Source organism: Streptomyces flavovariabilis (assembly GCF_000725785.1).
In the GTDB taxonomy this organism is placed as follows: Bacteria; Actinomycetota; Actinomycetes; order Streptomycetales; family Streptomycetaceae; genus Streptomyces; species Streptomyces hawaiiensis.
Window position 1 is genome coordinate 306,415 of record NZ_JNXD01000006.1, and the last position, 20,343, is coordinate 326,757.

At 67.0% G+C, this 20,343-nt stretch carries 13 protein-coding genes and 1 pseudogene; 13 read left to right on the forward strand and 1 reads right to left on the reverse strand.

Annotation, left to right across the window (positions count from 1 at the left end; all coding sequences use genetic code 11):
• The first annotated feature begins 275 nt into the window (after positions 1 to 275).
• The 9 genes and pseudogenes from IO24_RS0113600 to IO24_RS0113645 all read left to right on the forward strand — a co-directional run bounded on the left by IO24_RS0113600 (position 276) and on the right by IO24_RS0113645 (position 12,544).
• On the forward strand, positions 276 to 2,552 hold the full coding sequence (locus IO24_RS0113600) for a glycoside hydrolase domain-containing protein (protein ID WP_051905897.1): 2,277 nt from the start codon (positions 276 to 278) through the stop codon (positions 2,550 to 2,552).
• Positions 2,549 to 3,601 carry a hypothetical protein gene (locus IO24_RS0113605; protein ID WP_167551608.1) on the forward strand — a complete coding sequence of 351 codons (1,053 nt, stop codon included), beginning with the start codon at positions 2,549 to 2,551 and terminating at the stop codon, positions 3,599 to 3,601. The genes IO24_RS0113600 and IO24_RS0113605 overlap by 4 nt, the downstream gene beginning before the upstream one ends.
• On the forward strand, positions 3,592 to 3,927 hold the full coding sequence (locus IO24_RS0113610; RefSeq protein WP_031135422.1) for a hypothetical protein: 336 nt from the start codon (positions 3,592 to 3,594) through the stop codon (positions 3,925 to 3,927). Before IO24_RS0113605 ends, IO24_RS0113610 begins: the two co-directional genes overlap by 10 nt.
• Before the next feature lie 1,183 nt (positions 3,928 to 5,110).
• Positions 5,111 to 5,686, forward strand: a complete 576-nt coding sequence (locus IO24_RS0113620) for a hypothetical protein (RefSeq protein WP_107062956.1) — start codon at positions 5,111 to 5,113, stop codon at positions 5,684 to 5,686.
• Positions 5,676 to 6,359, forward strand: coding sequence for a hypothetical protein (locus IO24_RS0113625; protein WP_234335205.1), 684 nt, complete (start codon positions 5,676 to 5,678; stop codon positions 6,357 to 6,359). Before IO24_RS0113620 ends, IO24_RS0113625 begins: the two co-directional genes overlap by 11 nt.
• Positions 6,359 to 11,092, forward strand: a complete 4,734-nt coding sequence (locus IO24_RS0113630) for a putative T7SS-secreted protein (RefSeq protein ID WP_037667822.1) — start codon at positions 6,359 to 6,361, stop codon at positions 11,090 to 11,092. The genes IO24_RS0113625 and IO24_RS0113630 overlap by 1 nt, the downstream gene beginning before the upstream one ends.
• A complete protein-coding gene (locus IO24_RS0113635) occupies positions 11,092 to 11,379 on the forward strand; it encodes a hypothetical protein (protein ID WP_031135428.1) in 288 nt (95 codons plus the stop codon). Before IO24_RS0113630 ends, IO24_RS0113635 begins: the two co-directional genes overlap by 1 nt.
• A 105-nt stretch (positions 11,380 to 11,484) precedes the next feature.
• A pseudogene (locus IO24_RS47570) lies at positions 11,485 to 11,957 on the forward strand (putative T7SS-secreted protein).
• Between the two features lie 95 nt (positions 11,958 to 12,052).
• A complete protein-coding gene (locus IO24_RS0113645) occupies positions 12,053 to 12,544 on the forward strand; it encodes a nucleotidyltransferase domain-containing protein (protein WP_031135433.1) in 492 nt (163 codons plus the stop codon).
• A gap of 52 nt (positions 12,545 to 12,596) precedes the next feature.
• On the opposite strand, the gene IO24_RS0113650 is transcribed toward IO24_RS0113645, so the two are convergent.
• Positions 12,597 to 15,155: a glycoside hydrolase family 32 protein gene (locus tag IO24_RS0113650; RefSeq protein WP_037667823.1), complete on the reverse strand. Its 2,559-nt coding sequence runs from the start codon at positions 15,153 to 15,155 to the stop codon at positions 12,597 to 12,599.
• Positions 15,156 to 15,693: 538 nt separating this feature from the next.
• Between IO24_RS0113650 and IO24_RS0113655 the strand changes: the two genes are divergently transcribed.
• From IO24_RS0113655 to IO24_RS0113670, 4 genes are all read left to right on the forward strand, one after another.
• Positions 15,694 to 16,701 (forward strand): LacI family DNA-binding transcriptional regulator, encoded by a 1,008-nt coding sequence (locus IO24_RS0113655; RefSeq protein WP_031135437.1) that lies wholly within the window; start codon positions 15,694 to 15,696, stop codon positions 16,699 to 16,701.
• Positions 16,702 to 17,102: 401 nt separating this feature from the next.
• Positions 17,103 to 18,401: an extracellular solute-binding protein gene (locus IO24_RS0113660; RefSeq protein WP_031135439.1), complete on the forward strand. Its 1,299-nt coding sequence runs from the start codon at positions 17,103 to 17,105 to the stop codon at positions 18,399 to 18,401.
• A 32-nt stretch (positions 18,402 to 18,433) separates the two neighbouring features.
• Entirely contained in the window at positions 18,434 to 19,420 is a 987-nt protein-coding gene (locus IO24_RS0113665) for a carbohydrate ABC transporter permease (protein WP_031135440.1), read from the forward strand.
• 6 nt (positions 19,421 to 19,426) lie between these two features.
• Positions 19,427 to 20,314 carry a carbohydrate ABC transporter permease gene (locus IO24_RS0113670; RefSeq protein ID WP_037667824.1) on the forward strand — a complete coding sequence of 296 codons (888 nt, stop codon included), beginning with the start codon at positions 19,427 to 19,429 and terminating at the stop codon, positions 20,312 to 20,314.
• Positions 20,315 to 20,343: the final 29 nt, after the last annotated feature.

Below are 20,343 nucleotides of genomic sequence, written 5' to 3' on the forward strand. Positions count from 1 at the left end.
CACGGGATTCTCTTTTGCGTCCGGGTGTGACTTTTGGGGACTCTTTGGAACTGTCTTGACACCCGCCCCCTTCTGGCAAAGTCAGTAAATTCAGGCACCCCCTGGCGATGGCCCGGCGATGGCCCGGCGATGGGACGAGCTGCCATCTTCATGCGCATCGGCTCACCGGCATGGAGAAGGACCACCCTATGGATCAGATGGTTCTCAAAGCACAGCAATGGGTCAATGCAACATACACAGGCGTATCTGGGTACAACCCGTGCACAGAGAACGGAATGACGGGCTGGGAGACGATCTACTGCCTCACGCGGGCTCTCCAGCACGAGCTGGGCATCGCCACGCTGTCCGACAACTTCGGGCCGACGACATGGGCCGATCTGAACGCCTACGGCCCGGTCGGGCGGGACTCCGGCAACATCAACATGCGGACCATCGCGGAGGCGGCCCTCTACTGCAAGGGCTACAGCGGCGGCGACATCGACGGCGGCTTCAACGTGTCCACCGGCGCCGGCCTGACCGCGCTGGTGGCGGACATGGGCCTGCCAGGTCCGGAGGTGCCCGGCTCCCAGATCTACGACGTGGAGCCGAAGGTCTTCAAGGCACTGCTGACCATGGACGCGTACGTGCTCACGTCCGGCGGCTCCAGCATGATCCAGACCTGCCAGCGCTGGCTCAACGATGCCTACTACGGGAAGGGCCAGTTCTTCATCGGACCGTGCGACGGCCACTTTTCCCGCAATGTCCAGCAGGCCCTGGTCCTGGCGATCCAGTACCAGATGGGCCTGACGGACAGCCAGGTCACAGGCTCGCTCGGCCCGACCACCGAAGGTGCGCTCAAGACGACCGCGTACGTGTCCAGCGGCTCGCAGGACTCCGGGGACGCCGGATGGGTCCGGTTGTTCCAGTGCGCGGTCGCGTGCAACAACTACGACAACCACTGGGGGGACGGCGGCGGGACGTTCACCTCCGATCTGGCGGCCACGGTGACGGCCTTCCAGAAGTTCTGTTCGCTCGACGCCACAGGCGCAGCCGATTACGGGACCTGGATGTCACTGCTGGTCTCGACCGGGGACCCGGACCGCAAGGGCACCGCGTTCGACTGCATGTATCCGCTGAACGCGACGACGATCCAGACGGTGAAGAGCAACGGGTACACGACGGTAGGCCGATACCTCATAGGCGGCACGAACAAGGTTCTGACCAACTCCGAGATCGCGCTCATCTTCGACAACGGCCTTTCCCTCTTCCCGATCTATCAGGACGAGGGAAACGCGCTCATCGACTTCAGTTACCCGCAAGGTGTCGCAGCCGGAAACGACGCGGCCGAAGCAGCGACCTCCTTCGGCGTCCCTTACGGCACCGTCATCTATTTCTCGGTCGATTTCGACGCGACCGACGACGACATCACGAGCGCGATCATCCCGCACTTTCAGGGCGTCAACAACGGCATGGCCGCGATGGGCAGCCAGTACGCGATCGGTGTGTACGGATGCCGCAACACCTGCATCCGCCTCGCGGCCGCGGGCCTCACCACCAGAAGCTTCGTCAGCGGCATGTCGACCGGCTACAGCGGCAACCTCGGCTATCCGCTCCCGGACAACTGGGCCTTCGATCAGATCAAGGACTTCACGCTGGCCGCCGGCACCAGCGGCGCGGTGGAGATCGACAACGACATCGCCTCCGGCATGGATCCGGGCATCGACAGCGTGACCCGGCCACGCGATCCCAACGACGCCTTCTACACGTACCTGATCTGGGTGGAGGCCAGGGCCGGCCAGTGGATCGACCAGGGGCACACCGACCGGTCCGCGCAGGAGCTGGTCGCGCAGTACCTCCGGGCCCGGACGTCACAGTACGTGTTCACGGGTTCCGACACGGTCTTCGGTGAGCTGGACCAGGGCTTCATCGATTTCGTGAACAGCTATCCCGACGAGCCGTACGCGGGCCCGCTGCGCGACCCCGGCCTGCTGTGGGACTCCGACGTGGACCACTTCGGCGCGTCCTGCGGCGCCGTCATCACCAGCGGGATCCCGGGCGACCTCACGTCGTCCAACCTGACGGACTTCGGGAGTTGGGGCGGCGATCTCGTCAGCGTGCTGGCGCAGTTCTACCTGAGCGGGCTCTCCGACGACCAGGCATACACCTACGCCGCGGGTCAGATCGGCGGCAAGGGCGACAGCACGTACTTCTCGCTCAACGACCTCCTCGCCGACGCGGACGCCTATGTTCTGGGCTATCCCGTCAAGCAGGGCTCCAGCCAGCCACTGTCGACGGGGTTCAAGGCCGGCTACGCGTCGTCCAGCGCGGCCGTGGCCCGGCGGGCGACGTTCTACTCGATCCGTTTCGGCAGCTCGCCCGCGACGGTGGCGGCCGCCGCCATGAGCGCCATGACCAGCGACGCCGCCGACCCGGAGATGGCCGCCATCCGGGACGCCTTCTGGGTCAAGACGACCAAATCGGCGTCCTGCCCGACTCCTGGGTCCATGTCCGACGCCGCGCTGTCCGGTGTGGCGAACGCCTTCAAAGACGCCCTCATCCAGTACTGCTCATGACGAAGCGAGGATGTGACATGTTCGACCCGAAGGTCAGCCGTCGGCAGGTCCTGGTACTCGGAGGTCTGACGCTGGGCGTCGGCGCGGTCACCGTTGCCGGTCTGGGCCCGGCGTGGGCCGACACCGCGGCCGCCGGCGTGGAGCTGGTCCCGGTCGGCGCGAGCCCGGTCGCGGTCCTGCCGGGTGTCGGTGTCCGACCGGCCGCGTTCCCCAGACAGCTGGCCGTGCAGGTCAAGCACGCGGGCACGGATCTGCCGGCCGGGACCCAGGTGGCCATCAGCTACGATCCCCGGCTGTACTCCCCGCTGCCCGCGGCCGTCGCCACCGTGGGCGACCGCCGGCTGCGCGCCACGAGCACCATCACGACCGACTCCAAGACCTCGGTCACCGCCTGCACGGTCACCTTGACCGAGGCCCTCCCCGCCGGCAGCGACCCGGTGGTCGTCGTGGGGACCGTGTTCCCCGTGCTCTACCCGTACGACCTGGTCGCCGGGCCCGCCGGTGCCACCGCGGCCGTGCACCACAAGAACGTGCGGCCGACTGACCGGCGGAGCCTCCAGCCCGGACGTCCGCACGCCTTCGGCGGAGTCGCCACGCCGTGGGGCCTGGAGGTCAGCGGCGTGTGGAACCGTTACGAGTGGGCGAACGGCAAACGGTGGTACTACTACCCGGCGCGGATCACGCTGAACGGCGTCGGACCGGGCGCCGCCCCCGTGGCCGCGTCCTTCTCCGTCGCGCTGGACCCCCAGGTCGTCTCCGACGTCAGGATCGTCAGCGCACGGCTCAACGACAAGGCGCACGACGCGGGGGTGCGGCTCCTCTCGGACACCCGGACCGCGTCGCTGTTCGAGACCCGCTGGACCACGCGCGTGAAGCTCAAGTCCGGCGACCGGCTGGACCTCGGACTGGAGGTGAAGACTCGGAAGCCTTCGCGTGACCTGCCGACCGTCAAGCACCCGACCGTAGGGCTGATGGACATGGGCAACCACATCACCCAGCGGCAGACCGGCCTGACCTCGATGTCGCGGAGCGATTCACAGTGGACATAGTCCCCGGTTTCGTGTTCATCCTGCCGGCGGTGATCGTCGTGGGATGGATCCTGTCGTGGTGGGGAGCCCGACGGGTCCGGTGGGTCCTGCTGTCCGCCGCGGCCGTCGTCTCCGTGCTCGGCGTCGTCATCGGCTGGCACGCCATGGGGCCGCCGGCGGACCCGCGGGCCGTCAACTGCTCGTCCAGCTGGGCGTGCACGGACCCGGGTTCGCTCTACCTGGTCGCGGCCGGGCTGCTCGGTTTCGGATGCTGCCTTGTGCTGTTGCTCCTCACGCTCGTGGGCGAGGCGATTCTGATCCGGAGGGCACGCCGCATCTCCGACTGACGGTTCATCAGCCGGACCAGGCGCCGAGCCGAGCGGTCGGCAGAGCCTGGTGAGCAGCGCGTCGTATGCGGTGGAGCCTGCTGTCCGCCGGGGCCGTCATCTCCGTGCTCTTCCGGTCTGGACGAGTAAGTCCGATCTCCGGTCAGTGGTCGTAGGCGATCAGTGACCGGGTGATCGGCAGGGGCGTGGGCCGGCTGACCCATGGCGGCGCATGGAGCAGACTCAGTCCGTTCACATGAAGCCGGGGCAGCAGGCGCCGACATGTTGCTGAGCAGGCACGGCAGTTGGTGGATCAGCTGACGCGGGAGCACCTCGCGATCACAGCCATCAGCAGCGTCGGCCTGCCGGCATTGCAGGTGAAGCGGGAGCGGTAGAGGAGGCCGACTGGCATTCGCGGCGGCTGCGGCTGGTGGGAGACCTGATCCCGGGGGCAGCGCTGGCGACGTGCGCGTCGACGCGGGTGCTGTGGTCCGAGGAGGCCGGCGGGGAACGGGTTCTGGATTTGTTTTCGAGGGATCGTTCAGAAGCTTGTCGCGAATGAGGTAGAGGGCGACTCCAAGTGGTTCGGGAGGCTCGGGCCATGGCGGAGAATTGCTGGCAGTGGAGTTGCCGTAGGGGGCGCTGGAACGGCGGTCTGCGCATTGGCCGTTGGTGCCTCCGGAAGACTCAGGGCGGATTTGATGCGGGCGCCCGGCTTCCCCGTCAGCTCGCCGTCGCGCAGTTTCACCGAGTGGACCGGCGCGTCCTACCACTCCGACCGTCCACAGTGAGTCTTTCCGGTAAGTGTCCATCGATCGCTGGGACCGCGACGCTGGGCTGCGGACCGTGCGGTTCCCAAGGCTGGGCAGCCAGGCTGCTGCATGATCACCGGATCGTGGCCGGAACGCACAAGGGTACGTGCGTTGGGCTGTTGCCGGCAGGCAGGCGGTGCTCGCAGACCGCCCCGCAGCCCCGGTCCTGCTCCAGATCGCGTACGCCAGCACCATCCGAGTGATCACACAACGTTACAGTCCGTTACTGGCAGAGGCTCACTGTCGTCCCCTTGATGCCCTCACGGCTGTAACGGGCCCTCCGCGCAGAGGAGGGATCGGGGGAGTCGGTGCCGACTGCTTGACAGCCAAATCCTGCCCCGGCCGGTGGTCCGCGTTGCGCTCGACAATATGCGGATGTGATGATCCCGGGCATGGCTGAAGGAGGGGGCGAGGGCCCGGAGATACCCAGGTCCAGGCTGTACGACTACCTGGAGAACGCTGACCCGGACGACAAGGTCGGGCAGGCGCCGCGGGACAGCGTTGAATCGCCATCGCCTGGCCCCCTGACGGGAGCTGCAATACCGCCGACCGCCGCGGCCCCCTCTCCGGGCAGCACGGACGACAGTGCCCGTGCCCGCCGTGAGTTCTCCGCGCTGCTGGGGGAGTTCCGCCGTACGCCCGTACTCGTGCCGCTGGACGAGGATGAAGCCCCGCTGGTCGGGGACTACGGCGGCATCCGGTGGATCTACGCCTTCTCGGACGAGTCGGCGTTGGCCCGGTTCGCGGTCGCGAGGGGTGAAGGCTCGCGGGAGTGGGAGTACCGGCGGGTGTTGGGGGCGCGGTTGCTGGATGCCGGTGTTCCGGCGACGGGGGTGCCGACCGGGGTGGCGTTGGACGTGGGCAGTGACGGGGACGGCGTGCTGTTCCCGCCGGTGACGGGGATCGTGCCGGATGCGGCCGCAGTGGACACGGAGACGGTGGACGTGGAGGACCGCGGTGAGCGGTGAAATGGGCGGCGGCAGCGGCGGCAAGGACATCCAGGCGATCGGCCTCGATGCCATAGCGCAGGGCATCACGCTGACACTGTCCGAGTTGAAGGAGCTCGGCATGGACAGCATGGCCGGTTCCGGTCGTGGGTTCGAGGAGCTCGCGCTGTCTGGAATGCAGTTGGGGCACGACGGGCTGACATCGGCCTTCAAGTCGTTCTGTGAGCGCTGGGAGTGGGGCGTGCGCGACCTCGTGATCGAGGGCAACCTCTTCGCGCAGAACGTGGGCCTGTCGGCGGGCACGTTGCACGAGACGGATCAGTACGTGGAGGGCGCCCTGAAGATCGGCGTCAACTCCCTCATGGGCAACCCGTACGCGTCCGAGGATGAGGTCACACAGATGGGCTGGCGCCAGATCGCCGGCACCGGTATGGACTCCCTCAGGAACCCGGACTACAGCGCGGAGTCCTTCGACCAGGCGTGGGACAACAGCAAGCAGGGCTGGATGGACGCGAGCCGCGACATGATGACCTCGCAGGCGATGGCCGGCCCCATCCCCGGCCCGCTGAACGTCCAGCAGGCAACGGGCGTGAGTGACGAGCAGTACGAGACCTTCCTGGACGCGACTTTCGGGCCGTCGGCCGAGGAACGGGCCCAGCAGCCACAGCCCCAGCAGGGCGAGGAGAGCCGCTGATGGGCTTCGGTGATCTCGTCAACGGCGGACTGGGCAAGCTTGAGGACGGTTGGGAGGCGGGTAAGGAGCTTGTCGGTGAGGGTGTCGACAAGGGCACCGATCTCGTCGGTGCGGGTCTGGAGAAGGTCGGGGCCGAGGGCTGGGCCGACAAGGTCGAGGACTTCGGCGACGAACTGGCCTCGGACCTCGGTGCCACGCCGGGCGAGCAGCAGCTCGGGCAGACGGAGCAGGCGAACGAGCTGATCCACGGCAACCCGGGCACCATCCGGGCGTCGGCCTCGCACCTGAAGGACTTCCGGAAGGCCTTCGACAAGGTCGGCGACGGGATGCGGAAGCTGGACTCCTCGCACTGGAAGGGCGAGGCCGCCGACACGTTCCGCGAGAAGTTCGCCATGCACCCGACCAAGTGGCTGCACGCGGCGGACGCCTGTGAGAAGGCGGCCAAGGCTTTGGAGGACTTCGCGGACACGGTCAAGTGGGCGCAGGGTCAGGCCCAGGACGCCATCAACCTGTACAAGAAGGGCAGGAAGGCCTCCGACGACGCGGTCGACTCGTACAACAAGCGTGTCGACGCCTACAACGCCAAGGTCAAGGCGGACGAGGATCCGGGTCCGCGTCCGGAGCCCTTCAAGGATCCCGGCACCCCGGACATCAAGCGGGCCGGGGAGATCCTTGCCGAGGCCCGCCGCCAGCGCAACGACGCCGGCCGTACCGCGGCGTCTTCCGTGCAGGCCGCCCTCGCGCACGCGCCGGCCGAGCCGCCCGCGCTGGACCGGCTGCGGGCGAACGCCGAGGACGGGTACGTGGCGGTCAACACCGAGATCTTGCATGTCGCGGGGGGTGTGGTGAAGGGCGGTGCGGGCCTGGTGAACTTCGCCCGAGGCCTCAACCCGCTCGACGGGTACAACATCACCCACCCCGCTCAGTACCTGCAGAACGTCAGCATGACGCTCTCGGGACTGGTCTCGACCGCCGCGCATCCTGAGCGTGTGGTGAAGTCGGCGTGGGAGGGCTTCAAGAAGGATCCGTCCGAGGGTATCGGCCGTCTGATCCCGGAGTTGATCGGCACCAAGGGGCTGGGGCTGGCCCGGGGCGGGCTGCGGACCGCGGTGAAGGAAGGGATGGAGGAGGCCGCTGAGCAGGGGGTGCGCAAGGGCGGGAAAACGGCTCGGGGCGGGGTGAACGAGGACCCCGCGCAGCACTCTCGGGCCGGCCAAGCCGTGGAGAGCAAGGGCACCGACCCGATCGACCTGGCCACCGGCAAGATGTACCTGCCGCAGACGGACGTCACCCTCCCCGGCGCACTGCCCCTGCAACTGACCCGACGGGTGCAGTCCGGCTACCACCTGGGCCGCTGGTTCGGCCCGTCCTGGTCCTCCACCCTGGACGAGCGCCTGGAGATCGACGCGGAGGGAGTCGTCTACGTCACGGAGGACGGCCTCCTCCTGTCGTACCCCCACCCCGCACCCGGTCTGCCCACCCTGCCCAGCCACGGCCCCCGCCTTCCCATGGACCGCGTGGATGACGGCTACACCGTCACGGACCCCCACACGCGCCGTACCCGGCACTTCGCCGACCATGGCGCCGACCTGGCGATCCTGAAGCAGATCGACGACCGCAACAGCAACTGGATCACCTTTGAGCACGACGAGGCGGGAGCGCCGTCGGCCATCGTCCACAGCGGTGGCTATCGCCTCAGGATCGACAGTGCCGACGGGCGGGTCACCGGCCTGCACCTGGCCGGAGGCGAAGACGGAGCCGATCTCCAACTGGTCCGGTACGGATACAGTCAAGGGAACCTCACCGAGGTCAGGAATTCGTCCGGGCTGCCGCTCAGGTTCACTTACGACGATGCGGGCCGGGTCACGTCGTGGACGGACACCAACGAGCACGCGTACACGTACGCGTACGACGATACGGACCGGTGCACCGCGCAGGGCGGCACGGACGGGCATATGAGCCTCCGGCTGTCCTACGGCGAGAGAGACCCGGAAACCGGGCTGCGGACCACGAAGGCGGTCAACGGCGAAGGCGCCGTACGCCAGTACTACGTCAACGACCTGCACCAGATCGTCGCCATAGTGGATCCGGCAGGGCACACCCGGCGCTTCACCCGTGACCGGTTCAACCGCCTGCTCTCCGAGACGGACGCCGTCGGCCGTACCACTGCCCACCGGTACGACCCTCTGGGAAACCTGACGGAGATCATCCGTCCGGACGGACGGCGAACGACGTTCTCCTACGACGCCCGTGGGCGGCTCACGAGGATGGTGCGCCCGGATGGAGGCTCGCTCCGTCAGGAGTTCGACGCCCTTGGCAACCGGACGTCGGTCACCGATTCAACAGGCGGCAGGCAATCCTTCACGTACGACGAGCACGGGCATCTGTGCGCGCTGCGCGATCAGTACGGCCGGGTGACCGAAATCCGCTGCGACGCAGCCGGTCTGCCCGTCGAGGTCCGCGATCACGCCGGCAACACCATGCGATACGGGCGGGATGCCTTCGGCCGCGTCACAGCCATCACGGACCCCTTCGGTGCGACCGGTGAGATGGAATGGTCCATCGAGGGTCACCTCACTCGCCGGCGGAATCCGGACGGCACCGAGGAATCGTGGACGTACGACGGTGAGGGAAACTGCCTCACTCACACGGACACGGTCGGCGGAGTCACCCGTTTTGAATACGCCCAGTTCGACCTGCTGACCGCGCGCACCGAACCAGACGGCTCTCGTTACGAGTTCGCCTACGACAACGAACTGCGCCTGACTCGGGTGACCAACCCCCACGGGCAGACGTGGACCTATGAGTACGACGCGGTCGGCCGGCTCATCACTGAGACCGACTTCGGCGGACGCGTCACCCGGTGCTCGTACAACGCCGTCGGCGAGCTGAACTCCCGAACGAACGCCCTCGGTCAGGTCGTCTCCTTCGAGCACAACGACCTCGGGCAGGTCGTTCGCAAGAGCGTCGACGGGGAGGTGGCGACGTATACCTACGACTTCACCGACCAGATCGCGCACGCCGGCAATCGCCATGCGGAACTCTCCCTACTGCGCGACCGGCATGGAAACCTGGTCTCCGAACAAATCGACGGCCGGGAAGTGGCCTACCAGTACGACGAGTTCGGGCGGCTGACTGGACGCACGACGCCGGCGGGCGCCGTCAGTGCCTGGGAATACGATCCCGAGGGGAAGCCCCGCCGGTTCACGGCCGACGGCCGCGTGATCGCACTGGGGTATGACCGGATCGGCCGCGAAGTCAGTCGCCGATTCGGCGAGTCCTTGAGCGTTTCGCGGTCGTTCGACGCAATGAACCGGCTGGTCTCCCAAGCAGTGGACCACTCTCGCCGGCGTGTCCAGTCGAGGACCTATGCATACCGCGCCGATGGCAGCCTGACCAAGGTCGATGACCAACTGAATGGCATTCGGCACTATGAACTCGATCCGGTAGGCAGGACCACTCGAGTAAGCGGGGACGGGTGGGCGGAGTCCTACGCGTACGACCAACTCGGCAACCAGACAACCGCCGACTGGTCTGCGCGACAGTTCGGCGACGACGGGTGCGGTGATCGCGCCTACCAGGGCGCTGACCTCGTGCGCGCCGGCCGGATCCGTTACGAGCACGACGCCGCGGGACGTGTGGTGCTGCGCCAGAAGACCCGGCTCTCCCGCAAGCCGGACACATGGCGGTACAGCTGGGACGCGGAGGACCGGCTCACCCAGGTGGTCACCCCGGACGGCACGATATGGCGGTACCAGTACGACGCTCTGGGCAGACGCATCGGCAAGCAGCGCATCGCCGGGAACGGTGTCGACGTACTGGAGCAGGTGGACTTCGCCTGGGACGGCGTCGCCCTCTGCGAGCAGACGACCACCTGGGGAGACTCGAGTGACTCGGTGACCCTGACGTGGCACCTCAATGGCACCGAAGCGGTTGCCCAGAGCGAGCGCAGGGCCACGGCGACGGCCTCGCAGGACGAGATAGACACCCGGTTCTTCGCCATCGTGTCCGACCTCTCGGGGTCTCCGTGCGAACTGATCGACGAGTCGGGAGAGATCGCCTGGCGAGCCCGGGCCACAAACTGGGGAAAGCTCTCCTGGTCGGTCGGGAGCCACGCCTACACTCCACTGCGTTTCCCGGGGCAGTACTGCGACTCCGAGACCGGCCTCAACTACAACTACTTCAGGTATTACGACCCCGAAGTCGGCCAGTACGTCAGCCTGGACCCCCTCGGTCTGGCTCCGGCGGCCAACCCCGTCGGGTATGTCGATCGGCCTTCTGTTTCCTGCGATCCCCTTGGACTTGCGCCTCAGAAGTCGCCGATCCCGCCCAAACCGTACGAAAGTCCCAACTTTCCGGACATGGCGAAGCAGTTCAACCCCGACGGTGGGAATACGAACTGCACCTACGTCGCCGACGCATTCGAACGGTATATGCGCGGCGAGGGGATCAAACCGGTGCCCGCAGACATGGGGGGACTGCAGTCCCTCGAACGCCTGGAGAATGTCTATGGAGCGAGCTTCAACAAGACCGATTTCTGGAACATGGTCGACCATATCAGGAATTCGGGGGACGGTGCTCGCGGTATCGTCGCAGCGAAGCCTGGTGAGGGTATGCCGGGCCACGTATTCAATATCGTGAACCAGCAGGGTCGAGTACTCTTCATCGATATGCAGACGGGGTTTGTCGACCCTGCCCTTTACAAGACATTCAAGCTATTGAGGACGAACTGATGTATACGCAGGAACGAGCAGAGCAGTTGGCCGCAGACTTTCTTCGGCGAGTATCTGCTGGTTGGGACAATGAGGTCGCGCTGTTTGAAGAGGACAGTCATAAGGCGGCGAAGGGTGACTTCTTCTACTTCGGCTATCAGTCTGTCAAGTACTTGTCTACCAGGGATGACAAGTACCTCGTCTACGGGCCCACCTGTATCTCGGTGCACAACGTGACCGGCGAGTGTCGATTTGTCAGTGTGCAGGACCTGCAGGCGGCCGGTGACCCGTTCAACTGGTGGCACTGACCTCCAGGCGGCCGGCTCTGAGACCATCGCAGCGCAGCGCACTCGTGCCCAGCAGTCGCCCCAGCACTATCTGCGAGAGCGACAGCAGGGCGGGGAGACCGGCTGATGGGCTCGGGCGATCTCGTCAACGGGGGTCTGGACAAGCTCGAGGACGGCTGGGAGGCGGATAAGAAGCTTGTCGGTGAGGGCATAGACAAGGGCACTGACCTCATCTGCGTGGGTCTGGAGAAGGTCGGTGCTGATGACTGGGCCGACAAGGTCGAGGACTTCGGCGACGAACTGGCCTCGGAACTCGGCGCCACGCCGGGTGAGCAGCAGTCGGCCAGAGCGACCAGGCGAACAAGCTGATGCACGGTAACCGAGGCACCATCCGTGCGTCCGCCTCGCACCTGAAGATTTCCGCAAGGCGTTCGACAAGGTCGGGCGACGGGATGCTCAGGTTGGACTCTTCGCATTGGAAGGGCGAGGCCGCCGACACCTTCCGTCGCTGCCCGGCGCCCTCCTCCTGCTCTCCAGACGGCGGGTGGAGTCGGGCTACCACTACGGCCGATGGTTCAGCCCCTCGGCCAGCAGCTTGAGGTGAGTGTCGGCCCCGACGCCGTTCCTCGGCGAGATTGACCGCACATAAATCCACTCGCCCGCCCACGTGATCACCGCTAACGTGCGCAAGGTGATGACGGCCGACGATGTGTTGTCCATCCTTGCAGTGCTGCGGAACGCGGACGTCGACATCTGGATCGGCGGCGGTTGGGGCATTGACGCCCTGGTCGGCGAGCAAACCCGCCTGCACCGCGACCTGGACCTGATGCACCGAGAGGACCAGGAAGCCGACGTCGTGGCGGCTCTCGCGGACGCCGGCTTCGTCGAGACCCTCGACTGGCGCCCCGTACGGTTCGTCGTCACCGGTCCTCATGACCGGGAGATCGATCTTCACCCGCTGGTCTTTGCCGCGGACGGATCCGCCGTGCAGGCGTCACCCGACGCGGAGCACCCGTTCGCCTATCCCGCCTCGTGTTTCGTCACTGGCACGATCCTCGGGGCCACCGTCCCGTGCCTGTCACCCGAGCAGCAGGTCTATTTCCACCAGGGCTATGAACCTGCTGATCACGACCGTCACGACATGGCCCGGCTCCGGCAGACCTTCGGGATCACCACCCACTTCTGAGCCCGCGCGCCGGAAGCCGCTCCTGGCCGACCGGCGCACGGACCCCGGCTCGTCACCGCCGGATGGACCCCAGCTGCCACGCCAGCATGTGGTCGAGGGTGGCGGTGCCGCCCTCGGCGAAGACCTCGACGCCGGTGCTGGAGGGGTCGGGGAAGATCTGGTCGGTGATCACTGCCTCGCCGTTGCCGCCGAAGACCTCGACGGAGGACCAGTCGACCAGAATCCGCAGCTTGACCTTGCCGTTCTTGGCCTTCAGCGGTGCGGTCTGGACGTCGGGGAAGGTGCTGTTGAAGTCGCCGACGCCGGAGCGGGTGCGGTCGACGTACAGCTCCTGCGTCGTGGTGTCGTAGCCGATGACGGTCTCCTCGCCGCCCGCGCCGGTGCGCACCTTCAGGCCGAAGCGGTCGGCGTCCTTGAGGGAGAAGGTCGCCTCGATGTCGAGTGCCTTGCCCTTGGCCGTGGGGCCGATCAGGGGCTTGGAGGCGCTCTTGACGGTGATGTCGGACGCCGTCGCCGGGCGCTTCCCCCGGAGGGACTCCAGGCTGCCCACTGGCTTGCTGGTCAGCCGGATGCGGCCGTCGACGGTGCGCAGGGCCATCTCCCGCGGAACGCTCTGCGCGCCGCGCCAGGGGGAGGTGGGGACGGACTGGCCGTAGTCCCAGTTGTTCATCCAGCCGATCATGTAGCGCTTGCCGCCCGGCGCGTTCTCCCAGGACACCGCCGCGTAGTAGTCCTTGCCGTAATCGGCCCAGTCGGCGCGCTGTACGACCGACTTGGCGGGCTTGTCAGCGGCGGTGAACTGGTCGGCCATGACGTGGCCCCAGCCTGCGGTGTTCATGTCGACGACCTGGATCTGCGCCTTCTTCCCGGCGTACGGGCGCATGTCGAAGGAGGCCCAGTCCAGGGTCTCGCTGTCGGCGCCGGTCGCGCTGCGGACGACCTGGCCGTCGACGAGCAGGTTGACGGACGTCTCCTGGGAGACGCGCTGGGCCTGGCTGTCCGACAGCACGATGTGGTCGACGTTGACGTGGCCCCAGCCGCCGGTGTTGTCGTCGACGATCCTGATCCGCGCCTTCTTGCCGGAGAGGTCGCTGACGTCCCAGGAGGCCCAGTTGAGTGCCTCGGCGTCCTTTCCGGTGGCGCTGCGGACGACCTGGCCGTCCACGAGGAGCTCGACGGCGGTCGGGTTGTCGGAGCCGGCCGGGTGATTGCCGCCGCCGATGAGGAAGTTGATGCGCTTCTTGTCGATGGTGAACTCGGGTGACGTGAGGGTGCCGGTGGTGGAGTCGCCGTTCCGGAAGGTGTTGACCAGCCCGTCTCCCAGGAAGCCGGATACCTGTCCCTGGTCGGGGAGGGTGCCGGTGGCCGGTGCGGTGCCGAAAGCGTCCCCGGTCGCCGTCCAGTCACCGTACGTTCCGCCTTCGAAGTCGGCGAGGACCGTGCCCTCGGGCGGAGTGCTGTCCATCACGGTCCCGACCTCGTGCGGATGCCGCCCGCCACCGATCTTGAAGTTCAGGTAGGGGCTGTCGACGGTGAAGGAGGGGGAGCTGAGGATGCCGGTGGCGCCGTCACCGCCGTGGAAGCTGTTGGCGAGGCCCTTGCCGTAGAAGCCGTCGACGGTCCCCTGCCAGTCCACCGCACCGGCTGCCGGTCCCTGGCCGAACGCGGTGCCCGTGCTCGTCCACGTACCGAAGCCGGTGCCCTCGAAGTCCTGGACGACCTTCCCGGTAGGCGGGGTGTAGGTGCCTTGGTCGTCCGCGGTGAACTTCTTGCCGTCGAAGTCGCCGACGAAGTACTGGGCGGCCGAACCGCCCGCGATGCCACCGGGGTTGATGTTGACGACCAGGACCCACTTGATGTTGTTCTTGTCCCCGTCGACCGCGAGCGGGAACAGGTCGGGGCACTCCCACACACCGCCCGTGGCACCAGCCGGCCCGAACTCGCTCTGGAGCTTCCAGTCCTTGAGGTTCTTGGACGAGTAGAACTGCACTTTGTGCTCGGCGGACAGAGACACCGTCATCAACCAGCTCTTGGTCGGCTCGTACCACTGGACCTTGGGGTCGCGGAAGTTGTTGGAGCCGATGTCGATGACGGGGTTGCCCTGGTACTTGGTCCAGGTGCGGCCGCGGTCGGTGCTGTAGGCGAGCGACTGGGCCTGCTTGCCGCCGTTCTTGTAGGCGCTGGTGTAGATCGCCACCATGGGCGGGTTCTTCTTCGTGCCGAAGCCGGTGGTGTTGTTCCGGTCGACGACCGCGCTGCCGGAGAACACCATCTCCTCGTCGTCGTGCGACAGGGCGAGCGGCAGCTCCTCCCAGTGCACGAGGTCCCGGCTCACCGCGTGCCCCCAGGACATGTCGCCCCAGGTGTTGCCGTTGGGGTTGTACTGGTAGAAGAGGTGGTATTCGCCCTTGTAGTAGACGAGCCCGTTGGGGTCGTTCATCCAGTTCTTCTGCGGAGTGAAGTGGAACTGGGGTCTGTAGGTCTCGGTGTAGGTCGGGGTGTCGGCGGCGACGGCCTGGGGGGCCAGCGGGGCTGCGGACAGGGCGCAGACGGTCGCGACCGCCGCCATCATCCGTATGCGGGCATGCCGGGATACGCGTGCAGAGCTCATGGTCTCTCCTAGTCCCGCGGCCGTCCACGCAGCGGTGACTGCGGCTTCTGTGCGACGGACCGAAAAGTGCACCTCAGGCCGATGCCGGCTTCCGTGCCGTCGGCCTGGGGTGTCATCGTTGACTTGTGTCATCGATGACAGCGAGTGCCCGATTATGAAGCCCAATCCGGGCTCCGCGTCAACGGTCCGGGCGCGATTGCTCCGGCATGACCGGCAGTTCATCGGCTGTCGTCGGTGGTCGCGAACCGCGCCGACCCGTTGGCAGTGGCGGTCTCGGTTTCGATAACCGCCCAGGTCAGAGGGGTGGGGTGGGGGCCGCCCGGCAAGCTTCGGCCTCATCGTCGACGCCGAGACGGGTCGGTGAGCGAGTTGTTTCCGGCCTGTTGACCGGTCGGGTCTTTCGGTGCTTCACTGCCGGAACCGCTACCGAAACCGGTTCCGGAACCGATTCCGGTACCGGTTCCACGGGCCTCTGTACGATCGGCCCTTCGGTGCGGGAGGACGTCTTCCGCCTCTGCAGGAAGGGAGGGGAGGTGACATGGGAGTCACTATCGCCGATGTGGCCGCGCGGGCCGGGGTCAGCAAGACGACGGTCTCGCGGGTGCTGAACGGCAAGGGCGAGATCAACGAGAACACCGTCTTGAAGGTCCGCAAGGCGATATCGGAACTCGGTTATGTGCCGAGCGCCGGGGCAGTGGGGCTCGCACGCGGCACGACACAGATGATCGGCATGCTGGTCCCTGACCTGGCCTGGGCCTGGGCCGGCATAGTGCAGGCGGTCGTCGAAACGCTGGAGGCCGAGGGCTTCGGGCTGCGGATCCTGACCTGGAACCGCGGTGAGGAGTCACTGCGCAGGCTGGGCCTGCAGGTCGCTGCCAAGTCGTTCGACGGGCTGCTGGTGATAGAGCCCGAGGGGGCCCTGGGATCCATCACGGAACTGCACGAGGCCGGACTGCCGGTGGTGCTGATCGACGACCGTTTCCAGCGGCCGGGATTCCCCTACGTGGCCACCACCAACCGGGAGGGCGGTGAGCAGGCGGCGCGCCACCTGCTGGACATCGGCCGCCGTCGCCCTCTGGTGGTGACCGGCCCTGATGAGTACGGGTGCACGCAGGAACGGCTGGGCGGCTTCGTCGACGCGTATGCGCAGGCCGGGATCGAACTCGACCCGCGCAGAATCATCTGCGGCGACTTCCTGTTCGACGACGGCCGGAGCTCGGTGGCGCAAGCTCTCGCGGACGGCGTGGAGTTCGACGCGGTCTTCGGGCACAACGACCCCTTGGCAGCCGGTGTGATCGCGGCCCTGCACGAGGCCGGCCTCAAGATTCCACGGGATGTCGCCGTGGTGGGGTTCGACGACGTCGAGGTGGCGTCGTACACCTATCCGGCGCTGACCACCATCCGCCAGCCGATGCGGGAGATGGGTGAGGCGGCGGCTCGTCTGCTGCTCGACCACGTGCGCAGATCGCCGGAGGCCGCTCCCTCGCGCATCGTTCCCACCAGCCTCGTGGTCCGCGGCTCGACGTTAGAGCCGAGCTCGAACTGACGCGACGTCATCGCGATGAGCGAATGACGGCGCCTCGTGGCCGGGCGGTGCGTTGCCGCTGACGCACCGCCCCCCGTCTCCTTGAAACATCGGCGAACCTCTTCGGGGCCTCGCCTTCCTCACAACTCAGGGCGGCTGCGCCTGCGTTCACGCGGCACCGCCCACCTGCACTTTCCGCCCGCGCGTTTCCCGATCCGGGACACCGAAGGGGCGCCTGGCACATCCCGCCCGGCCGCTACCCACTCCGCGTCGGACGCTCCCACCGCGACCCGCGAGGGGCCGACGCCGCTGTCACCGCAGACGCTGCCCACTCGTGGGCCGGCCCATCCGGGCGCCCGCCCCTTCCTACCCTTCGCCGCCCCCCCCCGCGCCTGTCTCGCTCAACGGCAAGGAGCCGCATCATGCGTATCACCACCCGTCACGCTGTCAGAACCGTCCAGACCCTGTGCGTCACCCTCACCGCAGCCCTCGTGGCCACCGGCTGCGGCCGGAGTGAGGATTCCGGCCCCGGCAACGATGCCCCCGCCGAGATCGGCGCGGGCAAGGCCAAGGGGACGGTGGTCATGTGGTCCCTGGGTGACCCCGACGAAGACCTGAAGGAGCTGGCCAAGAAGTTCGAGCAGCAAAACCCGGACGCAGACGTCAAGATCACCGCGGTCCCGTGGGACGGCGCCCACGACAAGCTGACCACCGCGATAGCCGGCGGCAACACACCGGACATGTCCATGGTGGGCAGCACCTGGATGGCCGAGATGGCCGCCTTGAACGGCTTCCAGGCCACTCCGGCGTCGATCAAGTCGTCGGACTTCTACCCCGGCCAGTGGGACACCACCAAGTACAAGAACACCTCCTACGGCCTCCCGTTCATCGCCGACACTCAAGCGGTCTACTACCGGACCGATCTCACGGCGAAGGCCGGCATCAAGGGCGCCCTGGCCGGCGACTGGGACGGATACCTGAAGGACCTCAAGGCCATCCAGGCCACCGCCGGCAAGGAGAACCCCAAGCTGCGCCACGTCAGCGGGCTGGTGATGGGCTTCAACTCCTGGATCTTCTGGCTGCCGATGGTCTGGCAGCAGGGCAGTGACATCTACGACGCCAAGACTGGAAAGTTCACCTTCGACACGCCCGAGGTCGCCAAGGCGCTGGAGAACTACGCAAGCGTTCCGAAGCAGGGCCTCGCGCCGACCGACAGGGCGGACAACGTGCAGAGCTTCCAGGACGGGCTGACCGCCGTCTACCAGGAGGGCGCGTGGGCGGGCGGCACCTTCCACAAGGACTCCCCGCAGCTGGACGGCAAGTGGAAGACCATGCCGATGCCGTACACCAAGCAGCCCGCAGGGTTCGCCGGCGGCACCGACCTGGCGGTGTTCAAGGAGGCCAAGAACCCCGACGCGGCATGGAAGTTCGCCCAGTTCCTGACCGAGCCCGCCAATCTGGCGACCTATTCCAAGGCCACCGGCAGCCTGCCTCCTTCGCCCCAGGCGTGGACGGAGGGGAAGCTGACCGAGGACGAGAACTTGAAGGCGTTCGCCGAGCAGCTCGAGGTCAGCAAGGCGCCGCCCGCCATCACGACCTGGCAGCAGATCGCCGACACCATCGACTCCGAACTGGAGAAGCTGACTCTCGGCAAGGCCACCGTCGCCGAGGTGCAGAAGACGCTGCAGTCCAAGGCCACCAGCATCGGCACCGGCCGCTGAGCGCGCCGCGTGAGTATCCCTCGTACGGACGGATGACATCCATGTCCACGAAAGCGCTCCCCGAGCGGGGCGACACCCACGAGCAGGGCACCGCAGGGTCGGAACGGAGTGCCGATCGCCGGCACTCCGGGCTCCGGAGCACGGCGCGCGGCAGGCAGGCCCGGGCCGCCTGGGTCCTCGCCGGCCCGTTCCTCGCGCTGTTCTTGGCCTTCATGCTGCTGCCGGTGGTGTGGTCGCTGCTGATGGGCCTGACCGACACCAAGAGCGCGGACCTGCGCACACCGCTGAACGTGTCGTTCGTCGGCTTCGACAACTACGTACGCCTCTTTGAGGACCCGCAGTTTTTCACGGCCCTGCGCAACACGGCCGTGTTCGTCCTGGTGGCCCTGCCCCTGACCCTGGCCGCCGGGCTCGCGGCGGCGGTTGCCCTCGACCGGGGCATCCGCCGCTTCCGGGCCGTCTTCCGGGTCGGCTTCTACCTGCCGGTGATCACCAGCATCGTGGCCGTCGCCGTGGTGTGGAAGACGCTCCTGGAACCTCGCGCGGGACTGGCGAACCTGGTCCTGGGCTGGTTCGGGATCGACGGTCCGGCCTGGCTGGCGGACACCCGCTTCGCTCTGCCCGTCATGATCGTGATGGCGATATGGCGCAACCTCGGCACGGTCATGATCATCATGCTGGCGGGTCTGCAGTCCGTACCCCAGTCCCTGATGGAAGCGGCCGAACTCGACGGCGCCGGGCCCTGGCAGCGGTTCTGGCGGGTCACCTTCCCACTCCTGCGTCCCGCCCTGCTGCTGACCGCCGTGACCACCGGCATCGGCTATCTGCAGTTCTTCGACGAGCCGTTCGTGATGACCGATGGCGGACCGCTGGACTCCACCCTGTCGGCGACGTTGTACGCCTACAAACAGTTCGGCAACGGCAACTACGAGATGGCGTCGGCCGCCGGCTACGTCATCTTCGTCCTCATCGTCGCGCTGACCGTGCTGCAGTTCCGCGTGCTGCGAGACAAGGACTGATGCCTCATGAGCACCCTCTCCACTCTCCGAACGCCACAACCGGGCACGAACCGCGCCCTGAGGCGCCGCCGCATCCGCCAGAACTGGGGCCAGCCCTGGCTGTACATACCGCTCGCCGGCGCCCTGCTGCTGATGATCGCGCCGTTCCTGTGGATGCTGTCCGGGTCGTTCAAGCCCGAGGCCGACATCCGCAGGGTCCCGCCCGTCTTGATACCCACGGCGCCCACGACCGCCAACTACGGCGAACTGTTCAGCACGCTCGACTTCACGAGCATGTTCGCCAACTCCGTGATCGTGGCCCTCGCCGTCACCGCGGGCAACCTGATCTTCTGCTCGATGCTCGGATACGCCTTGGCCAAGCTGGAGTTCCGCGGACAGCGCGCCGTCTTCCTGCTGGTCATGGGGACCCTCATGATCCCCGGCCTGGTCACCTTCGTACCGCTGTACGTGCTGGTGGCCAACATGCAGCTGACCGGCTCCCTGCTCGGGCTGATCCTGCCGTTCCTGGCCACGCCCTTCGGGGTGTTCCTGATGCGGCAGTTCATCTCCACCCTGCCCGACGAACTCATCGACGCCGCCCGCGTCGACGGCTGCCGCGAACTGGCCATCTTCGCGAAGATCATCCTTCCGCTGACCAAGCCCGCCCTCGCCACCCTCGGGATCATCACCTTCCTCGGCTCCTGGAACAACTTCCTGTGGCCCCTGGTCGTCGCCCAGAACGAGAGCCAGTACACCCTCCCCGTCGGCCTCGCCCTGGCCAGCAGCGGACAGTCCTTCACCCGCTTCGGCATCCTCCTCGCCGGCGCCATGGTCGTCCTGCTGCCGGTGATGATCGTCTTCCTGCTCTTCCAGCGACAGTTCGTGGCGGGCATCGCCACCACCGGTCTGAAGTGACACCCCGGCTCCCGCCCCGCCGCCCCATG